Source organism: Pseudomonas sp. NPDC012596, assembly GCF_042902325.1.
Taxonomy (GTDB): Bacteria; Pseudomonadota; Gammaproteobacteria; order Pseudomonadales; family Pseudomonadaceae; genus Aquipseudomonas.
This window is the reverse complement of sequence record NZ_JBIBEB010000021.1, coordinates 51001-72575: the sequence shown is the minus strand read 5'-3', so window position 1 is coordinate 72575 and position 21575 is coordinate 51001. Positions and strand designations below refer to the sequence as shown.

Sequence of the window (21575 nt, the reverse complement as noted above, 5' to 3'; positions counted from 1 at the left end):
TGCGCAAGCCATTGGGCCCGGATAGTCCGCCGGGCCCGGCACGTCTCAGTCAAAACTGGGAATAATATTGGCCTTGTCGATCGAGTCGATCGGCAACAGAAACTCTTGATCGTCCACCTGGACCACCACATCCTGCTCCTCCACACCGCGGAGAAGGCCCTGGAAGTTACGACGACCCTCGAAGGGTGAGCGCAGCTTGATCTTCACTTGTTCGCCGGCATGCGAGGCAAACTGTTCGAGCGTGAACAGCGGGCGTTCCATGCCAGGAGAAGAAACCTCTAGGGTATATTCAGAGCTGATCGGATCTTCCACATCGAGAACGCTGCTGACCTGACGGCTGACTTCAGCGCAGTCGTCCACCAGAATCCCGCCTTCCTTGTCGATGTAGACACGTAGTACCGAATGCTTGCCTTGGGAGACGAATTCAATCCCCCAGCATTCGAAGCCCAGCCCCGTGACCACCGGGGCCAACAAGGCCTGCAACTGTTCTAGCTTGCTCGACACCTGAACCCCCTCGTGCATGCTGTGCAAATGAAAAATGGGCGAAGCGCCCATCCCTGAAAGCGCCGTTGGACAACGACGCCGATAACTGTTCGGCTAGCAAAAAGCCCCTGAAAAGGGGCTCCGCTGAAGCTGGTTGCGGGGGCTGGATTTGAACCAACGACCTTCGGGTTATGAGCCCGACGAGCTACCAAGCTGCTCCACCCCGCGACAAAGCTGGGGCGAAAGTATAAGACCGAACCCGTTGCTGGGTCAATCCGACCTCCACCTACAAGAAAGCCCGCATAAAGCGGGCTCTCTTGCTTCAATTGGTACCGAGAAGGGGACTCGAACCCCTACACCCTATGGGCACAACCACCTCAAGGTTGCGTGTCTACCAATTCCACCACCTCGGCAATACTACTTCTTGAAACCCGTTACTTCTGCTCTTCGGTTGGAGGAGGTACATCACCAGTGTTGGTGGTTTCGCTCTTCTGCTCCTGGAGCACCGGTACATCATCATTTACTGCCGGCTTTGGCTTTTGCACTTCCAACACCGCTGGATCTGGAAGTCCCGCCTCGCTCAACTGGTGAGCTTGTTGCTTGGCGAAGTATCCTAACCCAAGTGCTGTCAGAAAGAAAGTGGCAGCAAGTATAGCAGTAAATTTACTCAGGAAGGTAGCAGAACCTTGGCTTCCGAACACAGTATTTGAAGCACCTGCGCCGAAAGATGCACCTGCTTCCGCACCTTTACCCTGTTGCAACAGAACCAGCACTACAAGCGACAGCGCTGCCAACAGATGAAAAACAACGATGACTGTTTCCAGCATTTGTTCAGTTTCCTGCGGCGCGACAAATTGCACCGAATTCGTCTGCGTTCAGGGATGCTCCACCAATGAGCCCCCCATCAATATCCGGCATGCCGAACAGTTCGGCCGCATTGGCCGCCTTCACGCTACCGCCGTAGAGAAGCTGCACATTTTCTGCAACTTCGGCGTCCTTCGCTGCCAACTGCTTGCGGATGGCGGCGTGCACATCCTGAGCCTGCTGCGGCGAGGCCGTCAAACCTGTACCGATGGCCCATACAGGCTCATAGGCAATGACTGCATTGGCAAAAGCGGCAATACCGAACGCGTCGATAACACTGCTTAGTTGACGCTCTACAACTTCTAGCGTCTTGCCTGCTTCGCGCTCTGCGAGAGTTTCCCCTATACAGAGCACTGGCGTCAAACCACTTTTCTGAGCGGCTGCAAACTTGTCATTCAGCACTTCTTCACTTTCGCCGATAATCTGGCGACGCTCGGAGTGGCCAATCAACACCAACTTGCAGCCCACTTCAGCCAACTGACTCGGTGCAATTTCACCGGTCAGCGCACCCTGTTCGGGCATTACTGCAGAATTCTGGGCTCCAACGGCGACCCCTGTGCCTTTCAGCCCATCAATGACTTCATTGATGAACAGGGCCGGTGGGAACACCGCAACTTCGACACCTTCGGGAATGAGCATTTTGCCCAAGCCTTGAGTCAGCTCAGCGACGCTGGCGCGGTTACCGTGCATCTTCCAGTTACCAGCTACCATAGGGCGACGCATGCTTTACCTCGTCGGTCAAAGTGGGCGCAGATCTTACCCAACCCGATCTGCGCTGGCAAGCCCAATTCAGATACAAACTTCAGCAACCAGCTTGGCCAGGGCTTCGGCGTGCGTACGCACCTGGCTTTCGTCGTCACCTTCGACCATCACCCGGACCAGCGGCTCGGTGCCGGACTTGCGCAACAGCACACGCCCCCGCCCCGCCATGTCCTCGGTAGCCTTGGCACTGGCCTCCTGCACCGCAGGGTGCTCCAGCGGGTCGACCTTGCTTGCGCCGAAGCGCACGTTGATCAGCACCTGCGGGCACTTGCGCAGGGCCTGACGGGCCTGTGCCAGGGTCTCACCGCGGCGCCTCAGGGCCAGCAGCACCTGCAGGGCGGCAATGATCGCATCACCGGTGGTGGTGTGGTTGCAGCACACGACGTGCCCGGAGTTTTCGCCACCCACCAGCCAGTTGCGCTCGAGCAGCTCGGCCATGACGTAGCGATCGCCTACCTTGGCCCGCACGAACGGAATATGCAGGTCCTTGAGCGCAAGCTCCAGGCCCAGGTTGCTCATCAGCGTACCCACCACACCGCCCTGCAACTTGCCCCGCTCGTGAAGGTCACGGGCGATGATGAACAACAACTCGTCGCCGTCGACGATGGCACCGGTATGGTCGACCATCAGCACGCGGTCGCCATCGCCATCGAAGGCGATGCCCAGGTCGGCGTGACCGACCAGTACCGCCGCCTGCAGCGATTCGATATGGGTTGAACCGCAACCCTCGTTGATGTTCAGGCCATCAGGCTGCGCATGCAGTACGGTTACATCGGCACCCAGCTCGCGGAACACGCTCGGCGCGACCTTGTAGGTGGCGCCATGGGCGCAGTCGACCACCAGCTTGAGGCCATCGAAGCTGGTGCTGGTAGGGACGCTGCTCTTGCAGAATTCGATGTAGCGGCCGGCAGCGTCATTGATGCGCGACACTTTGCCCAGCTTGCTCGACTCGACCACCGTCATGGGCTGGTCAAGCAGCTCTTCGATCATCAGCTCGACTTCGTCCGGCAGCTTGGTGCCCTGGCCCGAGAAGAACTTGATGCCGTTGTCATCGTGCGGGTTGTGCGAGGCACTGATGACGATACCTGCCTCGGCATGGAAGGTGCGCGTGAGGTAGGCAATGGCCGGGGTTGGCATCGGCCCGAGCAGCATCACGTCGGCACCCGCCGCGGACAGGCCGGCCTCGAGCGCCGACTCGAACATGTACCCGGAGATACGCGTGTCCTTGCCCACCAGCACGCGGCAATTGCCCTGCTTGCGGAAGGCCATGCCCGCCGCCCAACCCAGCTTCAGCATGAAGTCAGGGGTGATCGGATATTCGCCGACGCGGCCACGGATGCCGTCGGTACCAAAGTATTTTCTGCTCATAGGGACTCCAATGTTCTTATTCGGCGTTCTGTACCGCAGCGATCATGCGCACTACATCGGCAGTTTCGGCCACATCATGGACGCGCAGAATACTGGCCCCCTTGGTCATGGCCAACGCCGCCAGCGCCAGGCTGCCATACAGCCGCTCACCGACCGGACGATCCAGCGTCAGGCCGATCATGCTCTTGCGTGAAACGCCCACCAGCAGCGGGCGCCCCAGGCGATAGAGCGCTTCCATGTGTTTGAACAGGCTAAGGTTGTGCGCCAGGGTCTTGGCGAACCCGAAGCCCGGGTCGAGAATGATGCGATCCGCACCGATGCCCGCTGCTGCGCAAGCGGCCATCCGTTGCTCAAGATACCGCGTTACGTCGGCGGTCACATCCTCGTAATGCGGGTCATCCTGCATGTTCCCCGGCTCGCCGCGCATGTGCATCAGGCACACCGGCAAACCGGTAGCCGCTGCCGCGTCCAGCGCGCCATCGCGCTCCAGCGCACGCACATCGTTGATAAGGCCGGCACCCAGCCGGGCCGACTCGCGAATGACCGCAGGCGTAGAGGTATCGACCGAGATGACCACGTCGAGGCGGGCGTTGATGGCCTCGACCATCGGCGCTACCCGCTCGAGCTCCTCGGTTACCGACACTGCACGCGCACCGGGGCGAGTCGACTCGCCACCAATGTCGATCAGTGTCGCACCGGCCGCGACCATGGCCTCGGCATGGCGCAACGCCTCATCGCGCTGGCTGAAGCGACCACCATCGGAAAAGGAGTCGGGGGTGATATTGAGAATACCCATGACATGGGTACGGGACAAATCAAGAACCCGGTTGCCGCAAGGCAACCGGGTCGGGTACAGCTTCGAGCTCATAGGTGCCCTTAGAGTTGAGCCGCTGGGCCGCCAATCGGCGATTCTGGACGATCATTCTGGGCAGTCGGGGTGCCCGAATTCTTGTCGTCATCCCAGTCACGCGGTTCGCGTGGCGTACGACCAGCCATGATGTCGTCGATCTGATCGGCATCGATGGTCTCGTACTTCATCAGCGCTTCGGTCATCGCTTCGAGCTTGTCGCGGTTGTCGATCAGCAGCTGCTTGGCGGTGGCGTAGCACTGGTCGATGATGCTGCGCACCTCGGAGTCGATCAGCTTGGCGGTCTCGCCGGACACGCTGGCGTGCTGGCTGCCAGCACTGCGGCCGAGGAACACCTCACCCTCTTCTTCGGCATACATCAGCGGGCCGAGTTTTTCCGACAGGCCCCACTTGGTGACCATATTCCGGGCGAGCTGGCTGGCGCGCATGATGTCGTTGGACGCACCCGTGGTGACACCGTCGAAGCCCAAGGTCATTTCTTCGGCGATACGGCCACCGTACAGCGAGCAGATCTGGCTGATCAGGGCGCGCTTGGACAGGCTGTAGCGGTCTTCCTCGGGCAGGAACATGGTCACGCCCAGCGCGCGACCGCGCGGGATGATCGACACCTTGTACACCGGGTCGTGCTCAGGCACCAGGCGACCGACGATGGCGTGGCCAGCTTCGTGGTAAGCGGTGTTTTTCTTTTCTTTCTCGGACATGACCATGGTCTTGCGCTCGGCGCCCATCATGATCTTGTCCTTGGCCAGCTCGAACTCTTTCATTTCGACCAGGCGCTTGTTGGAACGCGCAGCGAACAGCGAAGCCTCGTTGACCAGGTTGGCCAGGTCGGCACCGGAGAAGCCAGGGGTACCACGGGCAATGACCGCCGGGTTGACGTTGTCGCCAATCGGCACTTTGCGCATGTGCACCTTGAGGATCTGCTCACGGCCGCGGATGTCCGGCAGGCCAACCACCACCTGGCGGTCGAAGCGGCCTGGGCGCAGCAGCGCAGGGTCCAGTACGTCCGGACGGTTGGTGGCGGCGATGACGATGATGCCATCGTTCATTTCGAAGCCGTCCATCTCTACCAGCAACTGGTTGAGGGTCTGCTCACGCTCGTCGTGACCGCCGCCCATGCCGGCGCCACGGTGGCGACCCACGGCGTCGATCTCGTCGATGAAGATGATGCACGGCGCGTGCTTCTTGGCCTGCTCGAACATGTCGCGCACACGGCTGGCGCCGACGCCGACGAACATCTCGACGAAGTCCGAACCGGAAATGGTGAAGAACGGTACCTTGGCTTCACCAGCGATGGCCTTGGCCAGCAAGGTCTTACCGGTACCAGGCGGGCCGACCATCAGCACGCCACGCGGGATGCGGCCACCCAGGCGCTGGAACTTGCCCGGGTCACGCAGGAATTCGACCAGCTCGCCAACCTCTTCCTTGGCTTCGTCACAACCTGCAACGTCGGCCAGGGTGGTTTTCACCTGGTCTTCGGACAGCAGGCGCGCCTTGCTCTTGCCGAAGCTCATCGGCCCGCCCTTGCCGCCTGCGCCACCTTGCATCTGGCGCATGAAGAACATGAACACGGCGATGATCACCAGGATCGGGAAGCTCGCCACCAGCAGTTGAGTCCAGATGCTCTGCTGCTCGGGCTGCTTGCCTTCGACGACCACATGGTTGTCGACCAGGTCGCCGATCAGGCCGTTGTCGGTAATGGCCGGGCGAACTGTTTTGAAGCTGTCGCCGTCGGCGCGCTTGCCGGTAATGATGTAGCCGTCGACGGTCACACGCTCGACCTTGCCATCCTTGACCTGCTGGATGAAGTCGGAGTAGTTGAGGGTCTGCGGCTCGTTAGGGCTGGAGAAGTTGTTCATCACTGTCACCAGGACAGCTGCGATGATCAACCACAGGATCAGATTCTTTGCCATGTCGTTCAATTCGCTACCCTCTGAGGCCGGCGCACGACGCAGCCGTGCCTCGCATGATATTCATCGCCCTAACTTACTACATTACCTACGCATCCGCAGGCACCGTCTGTAACCCTTTGTGAAACCTAGACTACACGAAGTTCGGACGATCCTGACGGGGTAGCCGATTGGAAATAACTATCGGCCACCCCGTGGCACGCCTTTCACACGCCTTTGAAACCTTTGCCCAGCAGGTACTGCTCACGCGAGCGATCTCGCGATGAGGACGGCTTGCGCATCTGCACCTTGTCGAACTTGGTGCGCACATCCTTCAGGTACATGTCGAAGCCTTCGCCCTGGAAAATCTTGATGAGGAAGTCACCACCCGGCTTGAGTACGCGGGTTGCCAGGTCCAATGCCAGTTCGCACAGGAACATGGCACGCGGCATGTCCACCTCGGGCGTACCACTCATATTGGGGGCCATGTCGGAAATCACAAGGTCTACGTGCGAATCACCGACGGCGTCGAGGATCTGTTGCAGCACTTCGTCCTGGGTGAAGTCGCCCTGAATGAAGGTAACGTCAGGGATCGAGTCCATTTCCAGAATGTCGGAAGCGATCAGGCGGCCTTGGCCACCAATCAGACGACTGGTCACCTGCGACCAGCCGCCCGGGGCTGCGCCCAGGTCGATGACGCTCATGCCAGGACGGATCAGGCGGTCTTTCTCCTGAATCTCCAGCAGTTTGTAGCTCGCGCGCGAGCGGTAGCCATCCTTCTGCGCTTGCTTGACGAAAGGGTCGTTAAAATGCTCTCGCAGCCAGTTGGCGCTGCTTTTGGAACGTTGTACCACGGGGCACCTCGATGATATGCGTCGTGATTGACTGGGCGGAGCCAGGGGCCCTCGGGTAAAATGCCTGTCAATTTTACAGAATCAGACGGAAAGGGTCAGATTATGCCGCTCAATAACGAGCAGAAGAAGCAATACAAGTCCATTGGTCATGACCTGAAGCCGGTCCTGATCGTTGCTGGCAACGGTGTGAACGAAGGCGTAGCCGCCGAATTGGAGCGTGCGCTCGCCGATCATGAGCTGATCAAGGTCGAGATTCGCTCCGAAGATCGTGAAGAACGTGCCGCCGCCATTGCCGAGCTGTGCAAGGTGGGCCGCGCCGAGCTGGTGCAGACCATCGGCAAGAAAGCGCTGATCTACCGCAAGAACCCGCAGGCCAACAAGCAGCTGTCCAACATCCACCGTTTCAAGTAACGGTGGCGCCGATCAGTGGCGCGCCTTGCGCGCCCTGACCGGTACCGGCTGGGCCACCAGCACGATGCCGGAAAAACCCAGCACCAGGAAACAGAACATCTGCCAGCGCTCGCCGACCGAAATGCCGTAGCGCAAGGTGTAATACCCCACACAGGCTGCAAACCCCAGCAGCAGCATCTGGCCACGAAATTGCCGCCACCAGGCTGCCAGGCCATCCACCCTCGCCAGCACGGCCAATTGGGTCAGCAACCCTAACAACGCCACGCCAATCAACCAGCGGTCGATCTGCCCGGCAATGTCCTGCACCAGCAACGGTGCCAGGCCACTGACCTTGAGCGCCGGCACCAACCCCACGTGGAACACCCACAGGCCTCCGACCCAGAACACCTGGGCCAGCTGCCAGAGGATGCCCTCGAGGGATGGCGCCCGAAGGCGCCTGTCAGATGTGCTGGACTTCGACAATCTCGTACTCGACCGTGCCGCTTGGCGTCTTGATGACGACGACGTCGCCCTCTTCCTTGCCGATGATGGCACGGGCAATCGGCGCGCTGGCCGACAGTTTGCCGAGCTTGATATTGGCCTCGTCCTCACCAACGATCTGGTACTTCACACGCTCGTCGGTTTCGGTGTTGGCCAGCTCCACGGTGGTGCCGAAGATGACCTTGCCGGTATGGGGGATGGTGGTCACATCGATCACCACCGAGTTCTGCAGGCGGCCTTCGATATCACGGATACGTGCCTCGACCATGCCCTGCTCTTCACGGGCGGCATGGTATTCGGCGTTTTCCTTGAGGTCACCCAGTTCGCGCGCTTCACCAATCGCCTGGCTCAGGCGTGGGCGCTCGGTCTTGCTCAGGAACAGGTGCTCCTCTTCCAGGGCGCGAGCGCCCTGGACGGTCATCGGGTATTTGGTAATGCTCATGCTTCAAGTCCTGCATGCAGATCCTGCAAGCGACGAACGGTCTTTTCAGGGCCGAATTTCAGCGCTTCGCAGATGGCTTCACCTGCCGCAATGGTCGTGGTGCAGTAGATCTTGTGCTGCAGCGCATTGCGACGAATCGAGTAGGAATCGGCAATCGACTGGCGGCCTTCGGTGGTGTTGATGATCAGCGACACTTCGTCGTTCTTGATCATGTCTACCACGTGCGGACGCCCTTCGGTCACTTTGTTCACGCGGCGCACTTTCAGGCCGGCCGCTTCGATAACCTTGGCGGTACCTGCAGTAGCAACCACTTCGAAGCCCAGGGCGATCAGGTCACGGGCAACGCCAGCCACTTGTGGCTTGTCGTCGTCACGCACGCTGATGAACGCGGTACCGCCGGTCGGCAGCACTTCGCTGGCACCCATCTGGGCCTTGGCGAACGCTTCACCGAAGCTGTCACCGACACCCATGACTTCACCGGTCGATTTCATCTCAGGGCCGAGGATCGGGTCAACCCCTGGGAACTTGGCGAACGGGAAGACGGCTTCCTTGACGCTGTAGAAGTTCGGGATGATTTCCTTGGTGAAGCCCAGTTCTTTCAGGGTTTTGCCAGCCATGACGCGGGCAGCGATCATCGCCAGGGAAGTGCCGATGCACTTGGAAACGAACGGTACGGTACGCGAGGCGCGCGGGTTGACTTCGATCACGTAGATCTTGTCGCCCTGCAAGGCCAGCTGCACGTTCATCAGGCCGACAACGCCCAGCTCCAGGGCCATTTTCGACACCTGTACACGGACTTCGTCCTGCACTTCCTTACTCAGCGAGTAAGGCGGCAGCGAGCAAGCCGAGTCACCGGAGTGAACGCCGGCCTGTTCGATGTGCTGCATGATTGCGCCGATGACCACGTCGGTACCGTCGCAGACCGCATCAACGTCCATCTCGATGGCGCAGTTGAGGAAGTGGTCGAGCAATACCGGGCTGTCATTGGACACCTGTACGGCTTCACGCAGGTAGCGCTTGAGCTCGTCCAGTTCGTAGACGATTTCCATCGCGCGGCCGCCCAGTACGTAGGACGGGCGCACCACCAGCGGGTAACCGATGCTGCCAGCGGCACGGATGGCCTCGTCTTCGCTGCGCACGGTCGCGTTTGGTGGCTGCAGCAGGTTCAGGCGCTGAACCATCTGCTGGAAGCGCTCACGGTCTTCGGCACGGTCGATGGCGTCCGGGCTGGTACCGATGATCGGTACGCCGGCTTCTTCCAGCGCGCGAGCCAGTTTCAGCGGGGTCTGGCCGCCGTAGTGGACGATGACGCCCTTCGGCTTCTCGACGCGGCAGACTTCCAGCACGTCTTCCAGGGTCAGCGGCTCGAAGTAGAGACGGTCGGACGTGTCGTAGTCGGTGGAGACGGTCTCCGGGTTGCAGTTGACCATGATGGTCTCGTAACCGTCTTCACGCAGCGCCAGGGCCGCGTGTACGCAGCAGTAGTCGAACTCGATGCCTTGGCCGATACGGTTAGGGCCACCACCCAGGATCATGATCTTGTCGCGGGTCGACGGGTTGGCCTCGCACTCTTCCTCGTAGGTCGAATACAGGTAGGCGGTGTCGGTGGCGAACTCGGCGGCGCAGGTGTCGACGCGCTTGTAGACCGGGAACACTTCCAGCTTGTGACGGTGACGGCGCAGGTTCTTGTCGGTGATGCCGAGCAGTTTGGCCAGGCGCTGGTCCGAGAAGCCCTTGCGCTTGAGGCGCAGCATGTAGTCCTTGTCGATGGCCGACAGGGCCAGGGTCTTGACCTTCTCTTCTTCCTTGATCAGATCTTCCATCTGCACCAGGAACCACATGTCGATGCCGGTCAGGGCGAAGATTTCTTCGCAGGTCATGCCCGAACGCATGGCGTCGGCCACGTACCAGATACGCTCGGCACCCGGCACGGTCAGTTCGCGCTTGAGGATGCCGGCGGCATCAGGGCTGGCCAGGTCGACTTTCGGGTCCAGACCGCAGGCGCCGACTTCCAGGCCGCGCAGGGCTTTCTGCAGGGACTCCTGGAAGGTACGGCCGATGGCCATGACTTCACCCACAGACTTCATCTGGGTGGTCAGGCGGGCGTCGGCTTTCGGGAATTTCTCGAAGGCAAAGCGCGGCAGCTTGGTGACGACGTAGTCGATCGACGGCTCGAAGGACGCCGGGGTGCGGCCGCCGGTGATGTCGTTCTGCAGCTCGTCCAGGGTGTAACCAATGGCCAGCTTGGCGGCGATCTTGGCGATCGGGAAGCCGGTAGCCTTGGAAGCCAGGGCGGACGAACGCGATACACGCGGGTTCATCTCGATGACGACCATGCGGCCGGTGTCCGGGCAGATACCGAACTGCACATTGGAACCGCCGGTTTCAACACCGATTTCACGCAGCACCGCCAGCGAGGCGTTGCGCATGATCTGGTATTCCTTGTCGGTCAGGGTCTGCGCCGGGGCAACGGTGATCGAGTCGCCGGTGTGCACGCCCATCGGGTCGAAGTTTTCGATCGAGCAGACGATGATGCAGTTGTCCTTTTTGTCGCGGACCACTTCCATCTCGTACTCTTTCCAGCCGATCAGCGATTCGTCGATCAGCAGCTCTTTGGTCGGCGACAGGTCCAGACCGCGGGTGCAGATTTCTTCGAATTCTTCACGGTTGTAAGCAATACCGCCACCGGTGCCGCCCATGGTGAACGACGGGCGAATGATGCACGGGAAGCCAAGCTTCTCGAGGACCGCGTTGGCCTCTTCCATGCTGTGGGCGATACCGGAGCGCGGGCACTCCAGGCCGATGTCCTTCATCGCCTTGTCGAAGCGCGAACGGTCTTCAGCCTTGTCGATGGTGTCGGCGTTGGCACCGATCATCTCTACGCCGAACTTCTCCAGAACGCCATGGCGCTCCAGGTCCAGGGCGCAGTTCAGTGCGGTCTGGCCACCCATGGTAGGCAGCACGGCGTCTGGGCGCTCTTTCTCGATGATCTTGGCCACCGACTGCCACTTGATCGGCTCGATGTAGGTGGCGTCGGCCATGGCCGGGTCGGTCATGATGGTGGCCGGGTTGGAGTTCACCAGGATGACGCGGAAACCTTCCTCGCGCAGGGCTTTGCAAGCCTGGGCGCCGGAGTAGTCGAATTCGCAGGCCTGGCCGATCACGATCGGGCCAGCGCCGAGAATCAGGATGCTTTTGATGTCTGTACGTTTTGGCATGGTTGTCACTCAAATCCGCGGGTCAGTCGGCAAGCCGTCTTGAACAATCTGGGTCAGGCGCTTCCGGGCGCGGCGCAAGCCGGCCCGGGGCCTTGATGCAGGATGCTCAGCGGCGCTTGGCCATGGCATCGGTGAAACGATCGAACAGTGGCGCGACGTCGGTCGGGCCTGGGCTCGCTTCAGGGTGGCCCTGGAAGCTGAACGCGCTCTTGTCGGTGCGCTCGATGCCCTGCAGGGTACCGTCGAACAGCGACTTGTGGATGGCGCGGACATTGCCCGGCAGGGTGGCTTCGTCGACGGCGAAGCCGTGGTTCTGGCTGGTGATCATGACCACGCCGGTGTCCAGGTCCTGGACAGGGTGGTTGGCGCCGTGGTGGCCGTGGCCCATCTTGACGGTCTTGGCGCCGGAGGCCAGGGCCAGCAGCTGGTGGCCGAGGCAGATACCGAACACCGGGATCTCGGTTTCGAGGATCTCTTTGATTGCCTGGATGGCGTAGTCGCATGGCTCGGGGTCACCCGGGCCGTTGGACAGGAACACGCCATCGGGGTTGAGCGCGAGCACTTCGCTGGCCGGGGTTTGGGCAGGCACCACGGTCACGCGGCAGCCACGGGCGACCAGCATGCGCAGGATGTTCAGCTTGACGCCGTAGTCGAAGGCGACCACGTGGTAGGGCAGCTCGGAAGCCTCGAGGGTCGGGTGGCTATCGGTTTTCAGCTCCCACACGCTGGAGCGCCACTCGTAGCGCTCTTTGGTGGAAACGACCTTGGCCAGGTCCATGCCCTTCAGGCCTGGGAAGGCACGGGCAGCGGCGATGGCGGCTTCTTCGCTGATGTTGTCACCGGCGAGGATGCAGCCGTTCTGGGCGCCCTTTTCACGCAGGATACGGGTCAGGCGGCGGGTGTCGATGCCAGCGATGGCGACGACATTGTTGGCCTTCAGGTAGTCAGGCAGCGACTGGGTGTTACGCCAGTTGCTGGCCAGCAGCGGCAGGTCACGGATGACCAGGCCAGCGGACCAGACACGGTTCGATTCGGCGTCTTCCGGCGTGGTGCCGGTGTTGCCGATATGCGGATAGGTCAGGGTAACGATTTGCTGCGCGTAGGAAGGGTCTGTAAGGATTTCCTGGTAGCCGGTCATAGCGGTGTTGAATACCACCTCACCAACGGTTTGACCGTCGGCACCAATGGCTTCACCGCGAAAAATACTGCCGTCGGCAAGGGCGAGTATGGCTGGCTTTGTCAAGAAGACCTCCCGTAAATCAAGCATGAAAGGGCGATCGCAGGTTGCAAAAAAGCGGAGTGACGTATGGACACGTCACCCCGCTTTCATGTGCTGAATTCAATTCGCTGCGCGCTTTTAGTGGACACACTAAAGCTGTAGCTTACAGAAAAGTGCGTTTTGGGTCTACCGTATATGTGCCTCTAAAACACATGATTGCGACAGGGGGTGCCTTGCACCCCATCGCCGGCAAGCCGGCTCCCACATGTCCTGCACCCACCCGAAGGTTTGCACGCCCCTGTGGGAGCCGGCTTGCCGGCGATAGGGCCATAACAATCGCTGCAAGTGTTAGCGCAGCTCCAGCACATCCTGCATGTCATACAAGCCAGCCTCACGCCCATCCAGCCACAGCGCTGCACGCACCGCGCCCTTGGCGAAGGTCATGCGGCTGGACGCCTTGTGCGTGATTTCCAGCCGCTCGCCTTCAGCGGCGAACAGCACGGTGTGATCACCCACCACATCGCCGGCACGCACAGTGGCGAAGCCGATGGTCTTGCGATCACGCGCGCCGGTCTGGCCTTCACGGCCATACACCGCCACTTCCTGCAGGTCACGGCCCAACGCATTGGCAACCACTTCACCCATGCGCAGTGCAGTACCCGACGGGGCATCGACCTTGTGCCGGTGGTGCGCCTCGATGATCTCGATGTCGACTTCATCGCCCAGCACGCGCGCCGCCATGTCCAGCAACTTGAGGCTGAGGTTCACGCCGACGCTGAAGTTGGCAGCGAAGACGATCGGGATATCCTTGCCCGCCTCGGCCAGCAGCTGCTTCTCTTCGACGCTGAACCCGGTGGTGCCGATGATCATCGCCTTGCCGTGCTTGCGGCAGAACGCCAGGTTTTTCAGGGTCACCGAAGGGTGAGTGAAGTCGATCAGCACGTCGAAATCGTCGGCCACCTTGGCCAGGTCATCCGACAGCAGCACGCCGATGCGGCCCAGGGCCGCCAGCTCGCCGGCATCAGCCCCCACCAGCGAGCTGTCGGGGCGGTCGATCGCCGCGGTCAGCCCGGCACCCGGGGTTTGCTGCACAGCTTCGATCAGGGTCTTGCCCATCCGCCCCGCCGCGCCCATCACTGCAATACGTCGCATAGCTATTTCCTTGTCAGAGGTCGCCGAAGAAGCGCTTCACGCCATCGAACCAGCCATTGGCCTTGGGCGAATGGGAGCTGTCGCCTTCGAGCGAATCACGCAGCTCTTCGAGCAGCTCGCGCTGTCGACGGCTGAGGTTGACCGGGGTTTCCACTGCCACGCGGCACAGCAGGTCACCCGCACCACCGCCACGCACCGGCGCCACACCCTTGCCACGCAGGCGGAACTGCTTGCCGGTCTGGGTGCCTTCCGGAATTTTCAGCTTCACACGGCCATCCAGGGTCGGCACTTCCAGCTCGCCACCCAAGGCAGCATCGGTGTAGCTGATCGGCACTTCGCAATACAGGTGCTTGCCGTCACGCTGGAAGATCTCGTGCTCACGCACGTTGATGACCACATACAGGTCGCCGGTCGGGCCACCATGGGTGCCCGCCTCGCCTTCGCCAGACAGGCGAATGCGGTCGCCGGTATCGACGCCCGCCGGCACCTTGACCGACAGGGTCTTGTATTCCTCGACACGGCCTTCGCCATGGCACGAGTTGCAAGGGTCGGTGATGATCTTGCCCTGGCCATGGCAGCGCGGGCAGGTTTGCTGCACCGAGAAGAAGCCCTGCTGCATGCGCACCTGGCCGATACCGCCGCAGGTTGGGCAAGTGGACGGGGTCGAGCCCTTTTTCGCACCGCTGCCGTCGCATGGCTGGCAGTTGACCAGTGTCGGCACACGGATACTGACCGTGGTGCCGCGCACCGCTTCTTCCAGGTTCAGCTCCAGGGTGTAGCGCAGGTCGCTGCCGCGTGCGGCACCACCACGACCACCGCCACGGCCACCGCCGAAGAAGTCACTGAACACATCGCCAAAGATGTCGGAGAAGTTGGCGCCGCCGAAGCCAGCACCACCGCCACCCATGCTTGGGTCGACGCCGGCGTGACCATACTGGTCGAACGCTGCACGCTTGCTGGCGTCAGACAGCACTTCGTAGGCCTCGTTGGCCTCCTTGAACTTGTCTTCCGACTCTTTATCACCGGGGTTGCGGTCCGGGTGGAACTTCATCGCCAGACGACGATAGGCCTTCTTCAGGTCTGCTTCACTGGCGCCGCGCTCGACACCCAGGACCTCATAATAATCACGCTTGGACATAGGTCATTTGCACCTTGTTGGGCGTCAGGCATCCGCGCCGCGCCATCAGCACCTGCCTGCACACCACGAATGGCCCAGACAAATACTGTAAAAATTCTCGAATTCCAGATACGCCAACGCGGGAGCAAGCCCCCGCGCGGCGACATCCTACCAGCTCACCGACAAAGGCCGGTGAGCTGGCCGACAACATGCAACGATTACTTCTTGTCGTCGCCTTTGACTTCTTCGAACTCGGCGTCAACCACGTCATCGTGCTTGGCTTCCGGCTCGGCTTGCTGAGCGCCGCCCTGAGGCTGTTCGGCCGACTGCTCGGCGTACATCTTCTGGGCTACCGGTGCGGAGACCTTGGACAGCTCTTCGACTTTGGCGTCGATAGCAGCCTTGTCGTCGCCTTTGACAGCGGCTTCCAGGGCAACCACGGCCGCTTCGATGGCGGTTTTCTCTTCGGCAGTGACCTTGTCACCTGCGTCGACAACCATCTTGCGGGTCGAGTGAACCAGCGCGTCACCCTGGTTACGGGCAGCGGCCAGCTCTTCGAACTTGCGGTCTTCCTCGGCATTGGCCTCGGCGTCACGCACCATGCGCTCGACTTCTTCGTCCGACAGGCCGGAGTTGGCCTTGATCACGATCGACTGAGCCTTACCGGTGGCCTTGTCTTTCGCGCCGACGTGCAAGATGCCGTTGGCGTCGATGTCGAAGGTCACTTCGATCTGCGGAACACCACGCGGTGCTGGCGGGATGTCAGCCAGGTCGAACTTGCCCAGCGACTTGTTCTGCGCAGCTTGCTTACGCTCGCCCTGCAGCACGTGGATGGTCACTGCGCCCTGGTTGTCGTCGGCAGTCGAGAACACCTGCGACTTCTTGGTCGGGATGGTGGTGTTTTTCTCGATCAGCGCGGTCATCACGCCACCCATGGTTTCGATACCCAGGGTCAGCGGGCTGACGTCCAGCAGCAGTACGTCTTTTACGTCACCGGCCAGAACGGCACCCTGGATGGCAGCACCCATGGCAACGGCTTCGTCCGGGTTGACGTCTTTACGCGCTTCTTTACCGAAGAAGTCGGCAACGGCTTTCTGCACCATCGGCATACGGGTCTGGCCACCGACCAGGATCACGTCGTCGATCTTGCTGGCATCGATGCCGGCATCTTTAAGTGCGATGCGGCAAGGCTCGATGGTACGGTTGACCAGGTCTTCGACCAGCGACTCCAGCTTGGCGCGGGAGATCTTCACGTTCAGGTGCTTAGGACCAGTGGCATCTGCAGTGATGTACGGCAGGTTGACGTCGGTCGACTGAGCGGACGACAGCTCGATCTTGGCTTTTTCAGCAGCTTCTTTCAGACGCTGCAGGGCCAGTGGATCGTTCTTCAGGTCCATGCCCGATTCTTTCTTGAACTCGTCGACGAGGTAGTCGATCAGGCGCATGTCGAAGTCTTCACCACCCAGGAAGGTGTCGCCGTTGGTGGCCAGTACTTCGAACTGGTGCTCACCGTCGACTTCGGCGATTTCGATGACCGAAACGTCGAAGGTACCGCCACCCAGGTCATAAACGATGACGGTGTGGTCGCCCTTGGCTTTGTCCATGCCGTACGCCAGTGCAGCGGCGGTCGGTTCGTTGATGATGCGTTTTACGTCCAGGCCAGCGATGCGGCCGGCGTCTTTGGTGGCCTGACGCTGGCTGTCGTTGAAGTAGGCCGGAACGGTGATGACCGCTTCGGTAACTGGCTCGCCGAGGTAGTCTTCGGCGGTCTTCTTCATTTTTTTCAGGACTTCGGCGCTGATTTGCGGCGGAGCCATTTCCTTGCCAGCAGCCTCGACCCAGGCGTCACCGTTGTTCGCCTTGACGATCTTGTACGGCACCAGCTTGATGTCTTTCTGCACGACGTCTTCTTCGAAGCGGCGGCCAATCAGGCGCTTCACTGCGAACAGGGTGTTGTGCGGGTTGGTCACAGCCTGGCGCTTGGCCGACTGACCTACCAGGATTTCGCCATCGTTGGCGTAGGCCACGATCGAAGGGGTAGTACGCGCGCCTTCGGCGTTTTCGATGACCTTGACGTTACCGTTTTCCAGAATGGAGACGCACGAGTTGGTGGTCCCCAGGTCGATACCGATGATTTTACCCATGTTAACTCTCCCGAAACTAGAATTTGGTAGCAGCGACTACTTTTGGCCAACTGCAGTAATACTTGAAGGCTTGACACCTAGATGGGGATGCCCCGGTGGATTTCAAGCCTTCTCATCGATCGAAGGTTGCGCCGCGCTCGGCGCCTTGCTGACCACCACCATGGCGGGGCGCAGCAGGCGGCCGTTGAGCAGGTAGCCCTTCTGGAACACGTTGAGCACGCTGTTCGGCTCCACTTCGGCGCTTTCCTGCATGGCCATGGCCTGGTGATGATCGGCGTTGAACGGCTGGCCGTGCGGGTCGATGGCTTCGAGGTTGTAGCGCTTGAGGGTGTCCTGGAACATCTTCAGGGTCAGCTCGACACCTTCGCGAGTGTTCTTGACCTGTTCGTCAGCAGGGTCGAGATGGGTCAGGGCCATCTCAAGGCTGTCGATCACCGGCAGCAGGTCGCCCGAGAACTTCTCGAGGGCGAACTTGCGGGCCTTGTCGACTTCCTGCTCAGCGCGACGAATGCTGTTCTGCGCGTCAGCGGCGACACGCAGGGCTTGATCCTTGGCGGCGGCCAGCTGCTCCTCGAGCTCCTGAACGCGGGCGCCGTTATCCACTGCACCGGCCTCTTCGGGGTTAAGGTCTTGGTCTTTCAGCTGTTCGTCAGCCATGGGTCTCTCCTCCGCAATTTCTGTTGTACGAGCAAAGCTCGCCGTGTCTGCGGGCTATATGGGGCCGGAAAAACCAGCTTCAAGGGGCAAGGCGCTTTTCAGGGTGCAGGCAAATTCCACCAGCAGGCATTGGCAGGGCAGAAAAAAGTACTGTATAAATAACCAGACCCAACCCTCGGGAGCGGCCCCCATGCTGGTGCACCTGTCCATTCATAACTACGCCATCGTCGAACACCTCGACCTCGAACTCGCCCGCGGCATGTCCGTCATTACCGGCGAGACCGGCGCTGGCAAATCGATCATGCTCGACGCCCTCGGCCTTACCCTCGGCGACCGGGCCGACAGCGGCGTGGTGCGCCCTGGCGCCGACAAGGCCGACATCCTGGCCACTTTCGACCTGGTGGACATCCCCGAAGCTCACACCTGGCTGGCCGAGCGCGACCTGGCCAACGAAGGCCTGTGCATCCTGCGCCGGGTCATCACCGCCGAGGGCCGCAGCCGGGGCTATATCAATGGCACGCCCTGCCCGCTGGGCGACCTGAAGGCACTGGGCGAGCTGCTGATCGATATCCACAGCCAGCACGAACACCAGTCGCTGCTCAAAACCGACACCCACCGCCGCCTGCTCGACGAGTACGCCGGCGCCATCGACCTGGCCCGCCAGGTGCAACTGGCGGCCAAGCGCTGGAACCAGACCCGCCTTGAGCTGGAGCGCCTGACCAACTCCGGTGACGAGCAACGCGCCCGCCACCAGCTGCTCAGCTATCAACTGGAAGAGCTGGACAACCTGGGCCTGGGTGAAAACGAACTGGAGCAGTTGGAGCAGGAACACAAGAACCTGACCAACGCCGAAGCCCTGTTCGGGATCTGCCGCCAGGTCATCGACCAGTGCAGCGAGAGCGACTCGGGCAATGTGCTCGCCGCCCTCACTACCAGCCTCAACCGCCTGGGCGCCGCCAGCAACACGCCCAAGGCGCTGGGCGAGGCGTCCAACCTGATCGCCAGCGCGCAGATACAGATAGAAGAAGCGGTCGGCGAACTGAATCGCTTCCTAGATAACTTCGATGCCGACCCCATGCGCCTGCAGGTCCTGGAAGAGCGCCTCGACACCATCTATACCCTGGCGCGCAAACACCGCGTACACCCGACCGAACTGCCCCACCTGCAGCAGCAGTTGATGGAGGAGATCGAAGGGCTGAACGCCAGCGACGAGTCGATTGAGCGCCTGGGCGAAGAACTGGCCGCCTTTGCGCAGCATTACAAGGAACGGGCTATCGAGCTGAGCGCGTTGCGCCAGCAGGCTGCACAGCAGCTGGCGATTGCGGTCGAGCAGGAGATTCAGCGCCTGGGCATGCCCGGGGGGCGCTTCTGCATCGAACTCACGCCGAATGAAGGCAACGACCTCTCGCCACACGGGCTGGAGCAGATCGAGCTACTGGTCAGCGCCAACCCAGGGCAGCCGCTCAAGGGCTTGGCCAAAGTGGCCTCGGGCGGCGAGCTGTCACGCATCAGCCTGGCCATCCAGGTCATTACCGCGCAAACCTCGCGTATTCCTACGCTGGTATTCGACGAAGTCGATGTGGGTATTGGCGGCCCTACCGCCGAAATCGTCGGCCAGCTGCTGCGCCGGCTGGGTGAGCGCGGCCAGGTGCTGACCGTGACCCACCTGCCGCAGGTTGCGGCGCAGGGCCATCACCACTTGTTCGTGCACAAGGTGCGCAACAGCGACACCACCCACACTGCCGTGGCCAACCTGGGCAAGCGCGAGCGCGTCGAAGAAGTGGCGCGCATGCTGGGCGGCATCGACCTGACCAAAGAATCGTTGGCGCATGCGCGCAAGATGGTGGTCAGCGGCAAGGCCTGATGCTGCCCTCTCAGGCCTCATCGCCGGCAAGCCGGCTCCCACAGGTACCCCCACAGGGACTGAAACCTGCACAGGACCTGTAGGAGCGGGCTTGCCCGCGATGAGGCCGGCACAGCCCCACAACATTTTCTGCCCAAACAGAAAGCACAAAGGCGACCCCAGGGTCGCCTTTGCTATTCATAACGATCGAAATCGTTACTTTTTCTTGCGCACATAGAGGACCAGATTGTGGTCCACAAGCTCGTAGCCATGCTCGGCCACGATTTCCTTTTGGCGCCGCTCGATTTCGGAGTCCATGAACTCGATGACTTCGTTAGTCTCCATGTCGACCATATGGTCGTGGTGACCGCCGTCTGCCAGCTCGAACACCGCGTGACCGCCGTCGAAGTTGTGGCGTACCACCAGACCAGCAGCCTCGAACTGGGTCAGTACGCGATAGACGGTTGCCAGACCGACGTCCTCGCCAGCCTCCATCAGCGCCTTGTAGACATCCTCGGCGCTCATGTGACGTTGCTCGGTCGAATCGAGCATCTGAAGGATCTTGACTCGAGGCAGTGTCACCTTGAGACCGGCTTTGCGCAATTCGCTATTTTCAACCATGGTCAGCTTTCTCGCCGATGCTGCTTCGCAGCTTCTCTTAATACGGGTATGATCGGGGTTTACGTTGTCCAGCCAAGATAGTGGAAGTCGCCCACCGATGCAAAACAACACCAAGCACTTGCTAACCAGCCTCACCTTCGTGGGACTGCTCGCACTCGCCGGTTGCTCGTTTCCCGGGGTTTACAAAATCGACATCCAGCAGGGCAATGTCGTTACGCAAGACATGATAGACCAATTACGCCCCGGAATGACCCGTCGGCAAGTAAGGTTTATCATGGGCAACCCGCTGCTCCAGGATACGTTCAACACCAATCGCTGGGATTACCTGTACAGCTTGCAGCCTGGTGGCGGCAAACGCCAGCAGGAGCGCATGAGCATCTTCTTCAATGACAGCGACCAGCTGGTCAGCCTGTCCGGGGACTTCATGCCAGGCGTCAGCCGCGACCAGGAAATCCTCGGTGGCAGCAGCGACACCACGGTCAGCCCAGGCACGCAGCCAGAGCAGCAAGCGCCGCAGCCGGCAGAGAAGCCTGCCAAGCCGGGCTCGGTGGAAGAATCCATCCAGCGCGAGATCGACACCATCGAGACGACACCGGTGCCAACCCCCGCTCCACTGGATACTTCGCCGCAGTAAATGCAGGCGGCATGAAAAAGCCCGGGCGATGGTCCGGGCTTTTTTGTGGGCGCGGGGTAAACAGCAATCAGCTGTAGAGCTGTTTGGCTCGCTGGCAGAAGGCGTCCACCAGGGTATTGGCTGCCTGGTTGAACAGCGGCCCCAAGGTGGCCCGCACGATCGGCCCGGCATAGTCGAAGGACAGGTCCAGGCTGATCTTGCAGGCCTTCTCACCCAGCGGCTTGAAAACCCACACACCATGCAGCTGGGTAAACGGCCCTTCTTCCAGGTTCATCTCGATCGACTGCCCCGGCACAAGCACATTGCTGGTCACAAAATGCTGGCTCATGCCGCCTTTGGCCACTTCCAGCTTGGCGCGCATGTGCGTGTCACTGGCCTCGATCACGGTCGAAGCCGAGCACCAGGGCAGGAATTTCGGGTAGCTGGCCACATCGTTGACCAGATCGTAGAGCGCCTGGGCAGGGTACGGCAGCAGGGCGGAGCGTTGAATATGGGTAGTCATCCAGGCGTCACTTCCAAGGCTGGGTGGCGGTGCTTCGCAGCATGCCG

At 61.0% G+C, this 21575-nt stretch carries 20 protein-coding genes and 2 tRNA genes; 3 read left to right on the top strand and 19 right to left on the bottom strand.

What is annotated here, in order from left to right:
• Positions 1–45: 45 nt before the first annotated feature.
• From rimP to rlmE, 9 genes are all read right to left on the bottom strand, one after another.
• Complete coding sequence (rimP, locus tag ACFY68_RS22375) at positions 46–504, bottom strand: ribosome maturation factor RimP (RefSeq protein WP_033702568.1); 459 nt, start codon at positions 502–504, stop codon at positions 46–48.
• A 130-nt stretch (positions 505–634) separates the two neighbouring features.
• Positions 635–711 (bottom strand) — tRNA-Met (locus ACFY68_RS22370).
• A 99-nt stretch (positions 712–810) separates the two neighbouring features.
• Positions 811–896, bottom strand: a tRNA-Leu gene (locus ACFY68_RS22365).
• A 21-nt stretch (positions 897–917) separates the two neighbouring features.
• Positions 918–1310 (bottom strand): preprotein translocase subunit SecG, encoded by a 393-nt coding sequence (secG, locus tag ACFY68_RS22360; protein WP_387531843.1) that lies wholly within the window; start codon positions 1308–1310, stop codon positions 918–920.
• Positions 1311–1314: 4 nt separating this feature from the next.
• Positions 1315–2070 (bottom strand): triose-phosphate isomerase, encoded by a 756-nt coding sequence (gene tpiA / locus ACFY68_RS22355; RefSeq protein WP_387531840.1) that lies wholly within the window; start codon positions 2068–2070, stop codon positions 1315–1317.
• Positions 2071–2136: 66 nt separating this feature from the next.
• Positions 2137–3477, bottom strand: a complete 1341-nt coding sequence (gene glmM / locus ACFY68_RS22350; RefSeq protein WP_387531837.1) for a phosphoglucosamine mutase — start codon at positions 3475–3477, stop codon at positions 2137–2139.
• A gap of 16 nt (positions 3478–3493) precedes the next feature.
• A complete protein-coding gene (folP, locus tag ACFY68_RS22345; RefSeq protein ID WP_346615329.1) occupies positions 3494–4345 on the bottom strand; it encodes a dihydropteroate synthase in 852 nt (283 codons plus the stop codon).
• 8 nt (positions 4346–4353) lie between these two features.
• The gene (gene ftsH / locus ACFY68_RS22340) at positions 4354–6258 is read right to left on the bottom strand and encodes an ATP-dependent zinc metalloprotease FtsH (RefSeq protein ID WP_346615328.1); all 1905 of its coding nucleotides are present in this window, start codon (positions 6256–6258) and stop codon (positions 4354–4356) included.
• A 203-nt stretch (positions 6259–6461) separates the two neighbouring features.
• Positions 6462–7088 (bottom strand): 23S rRNA (uridine(2552)-2'-O)-methyltransferase RlmE, encoded by a 627-nt coding sequence (gene rlmE, locus ACFY68_RS22335; protein ID WP_258703328.1) that lies wholly within the window; start codon positions 7086–7088, stop codon positions 6462–6464.
• A 102-nt stretch (positions 7089–7190) separates the two neighbouring features.
• On the opposite strand from rlmE, the gene ACFY68_RS22330 reads away from it, so the two are divergent.
• On the top strand, positions 7191–7499 hold the full coding sequence (locus ACFY68_RS22330) for a YhbY family RNA-binding protein (RefSeq protein ID WP_387531832.1): 309 nt from the start codon (positions 7191–7193) through the stop codon (positions 7497–7499).
• 12 nt (positions 7500–7511) lie between these two features.
• Here the strand turns inward: ACFY68_RS22330 and ACFY68_RS22325 are convergent, their stop codons facing one another.
• The 8 genes from ACFY68_RS22325 to grpE form a co-directional block, all read right to left on the bottom strand.
• Positions 7512–7961 (bottom strand): MFS transporter, encoded by a 450-nt coding sequence (locus tag ACFY68_RS22325; RefSeq protein ID WP_346615327.1) that lies wholly within the window; start codon positions 7959–7961, stop codon positions 7512–7514.
• Complete coding sequence (greA, locus tag ACFY68_RS22320) at positions 7939–8421, bottom strand: transcription elongation factor GreA (protein ID WP_346615326.1); 483 nt, start codon at positions 8419–8421, stop codon at positions 7939–7941. Before greA ends, ACFY68_RS22325 begins: the two co-directional genes overlap by 23 nt.
• The gene (carB, locus tag ACFY68_RS22315) at positions 8418–11639 is read right to left on the bottom strand and encodes a carbamoyl-phosphate synthase large subunit (RefSeq protein WP_387531828.1); all 3222 of its coding nucleotides are present in this window, start codon (positions 11637–11639) and stop codon (positions 8418–8420) included. The genes greA and carB overlap by 4 nt, the downstream gene beginning before the upstream one ends.
• Before the next feature lie 106 nt (positions 11640–11745).
• Positions 11746–12882, bottom strand: coding sequence for a glutamine-hydrolyzing carbamoyl-phosphate synthase small subunit (gene carA / locus ACFY68_RS22310; RefSeq protein ID WP_241803855.1), 1137 nt, complete (start codon positions 12880–12882; stop codon positions 11746–11748).
• Between the two features lie 324 nt (positions 12883–13206).
• Entirely contained in the window at positions 13207–14010 is an 804-nt protein-coding gene (gene dapB / locus ACFY68_RS22305; protein ID WP_346615323.1) for a 4-hydroxy-tetrahydrodipicolinate reductase, read from the bottom strand.
• A 13-nt stretch (positions 14011–14023) separates the two neighbouring features.
• The gene (dnaJ, locus tag ACFY68_RS22300) at positions 14024–15148 is read right to left on the bottom strand and encodes a molecular chaperone DnaJ (protein WP_387531823.1); all 1125 of its coding nucleotides are present in this window, start codon (positions 15146–15148) and stop codon (positions 14024–14026) included.
• A 197-nt stretch (positions 15149–15345) separates the two neighbouring features.
• On the bottom strand, positions 15346–17271 hold the full coding sequence (dnaK, locus tag ACFY68_RS22295; RefSeq protein WP_387531820.1) for a molecular chaperone DnaK: 1926 nt from the start codon (positions 17269–17271) through the stop codon (positions 15346–15348).
• A 102-nt stretch (positions 17272–17373) separates the two neighbouring features.
• On the bottom strand, positions 17374–17946 hold the full coding sequence (gene grpE / locus ACFY68_RS22290) for a nucleotide exchange factor GrpE (RefSeq protein ID WP_346615359.1): 573 nt from the start codon (positions 17944–17946) through the stop codon (positions 17374–17376).
• A 172-nt stretch (positions 17947–18118) separates the two neighbouring features.
• On the opposite strand from grpE, the gene recN reads away from it, so the two are divergent.
• The gene (gene recN / locus ACFY68_RS22285; RefSeq protein ID WP_387531818.1) at positions 18119–19792 is read left to right on the top strand and encodes a DNA repair protein RecN; all 1674 of its coding nucleotides are present in this window, start codon (positions 18119–18121) and stop codon (positions 19790–19792) included.
• A 195-nt stretch (positions 19793–19987) separates the two neighbouring features.
• On the opposite strand, the gene fur is transcribed toward recN, so the two are convergent.
• Positions 19988–20392 carry a ferric iron uptake transcriptional regulator gene (fur, locus tag ACFY68_RS22280; protein ID WP_346615319.1) on the bottom strand — a complete coding sequence of 135 codons (405 nt, stop codon included), beginning with the start codon at positions 20390–20392 and terminating at the stop codon, positions 19988–19990.
• Positions 20393–20489: 97 nt separating this feature from the next.
• On the opposite strand from fur, the gene ACFY68_RS22275 reads away from it, so the two are divergent.
• Entirely contained in the window at positions 20490–21026 is a 537-nt protein-coding gene (locus ACFY68_RS22275) for an outer membrane protein assembly factor BamE (protein WP_346615318.1), read from the top strand.
• Positions 21027–21093: 67 nt separating this feature from the next.
• On the opposite strand, the gene ACFY68_RS22270 is transcribed toward ACFY68_RS22275, so the two are convergent.
• Positions 21094–21528: a type II toxin-antitoxin system RatA family toxin gene (locus ACFY68_RS22270; RefSeq protein WP_346615317.1), complete on the bottom strand. Its 435-nt coding sequence runs from the start codon at positions 21526–21528 to the stop codon at positions 21094–21096.
• Between the last annotated feature and the right edge of the window lie 47 nt (positions 21529–21575).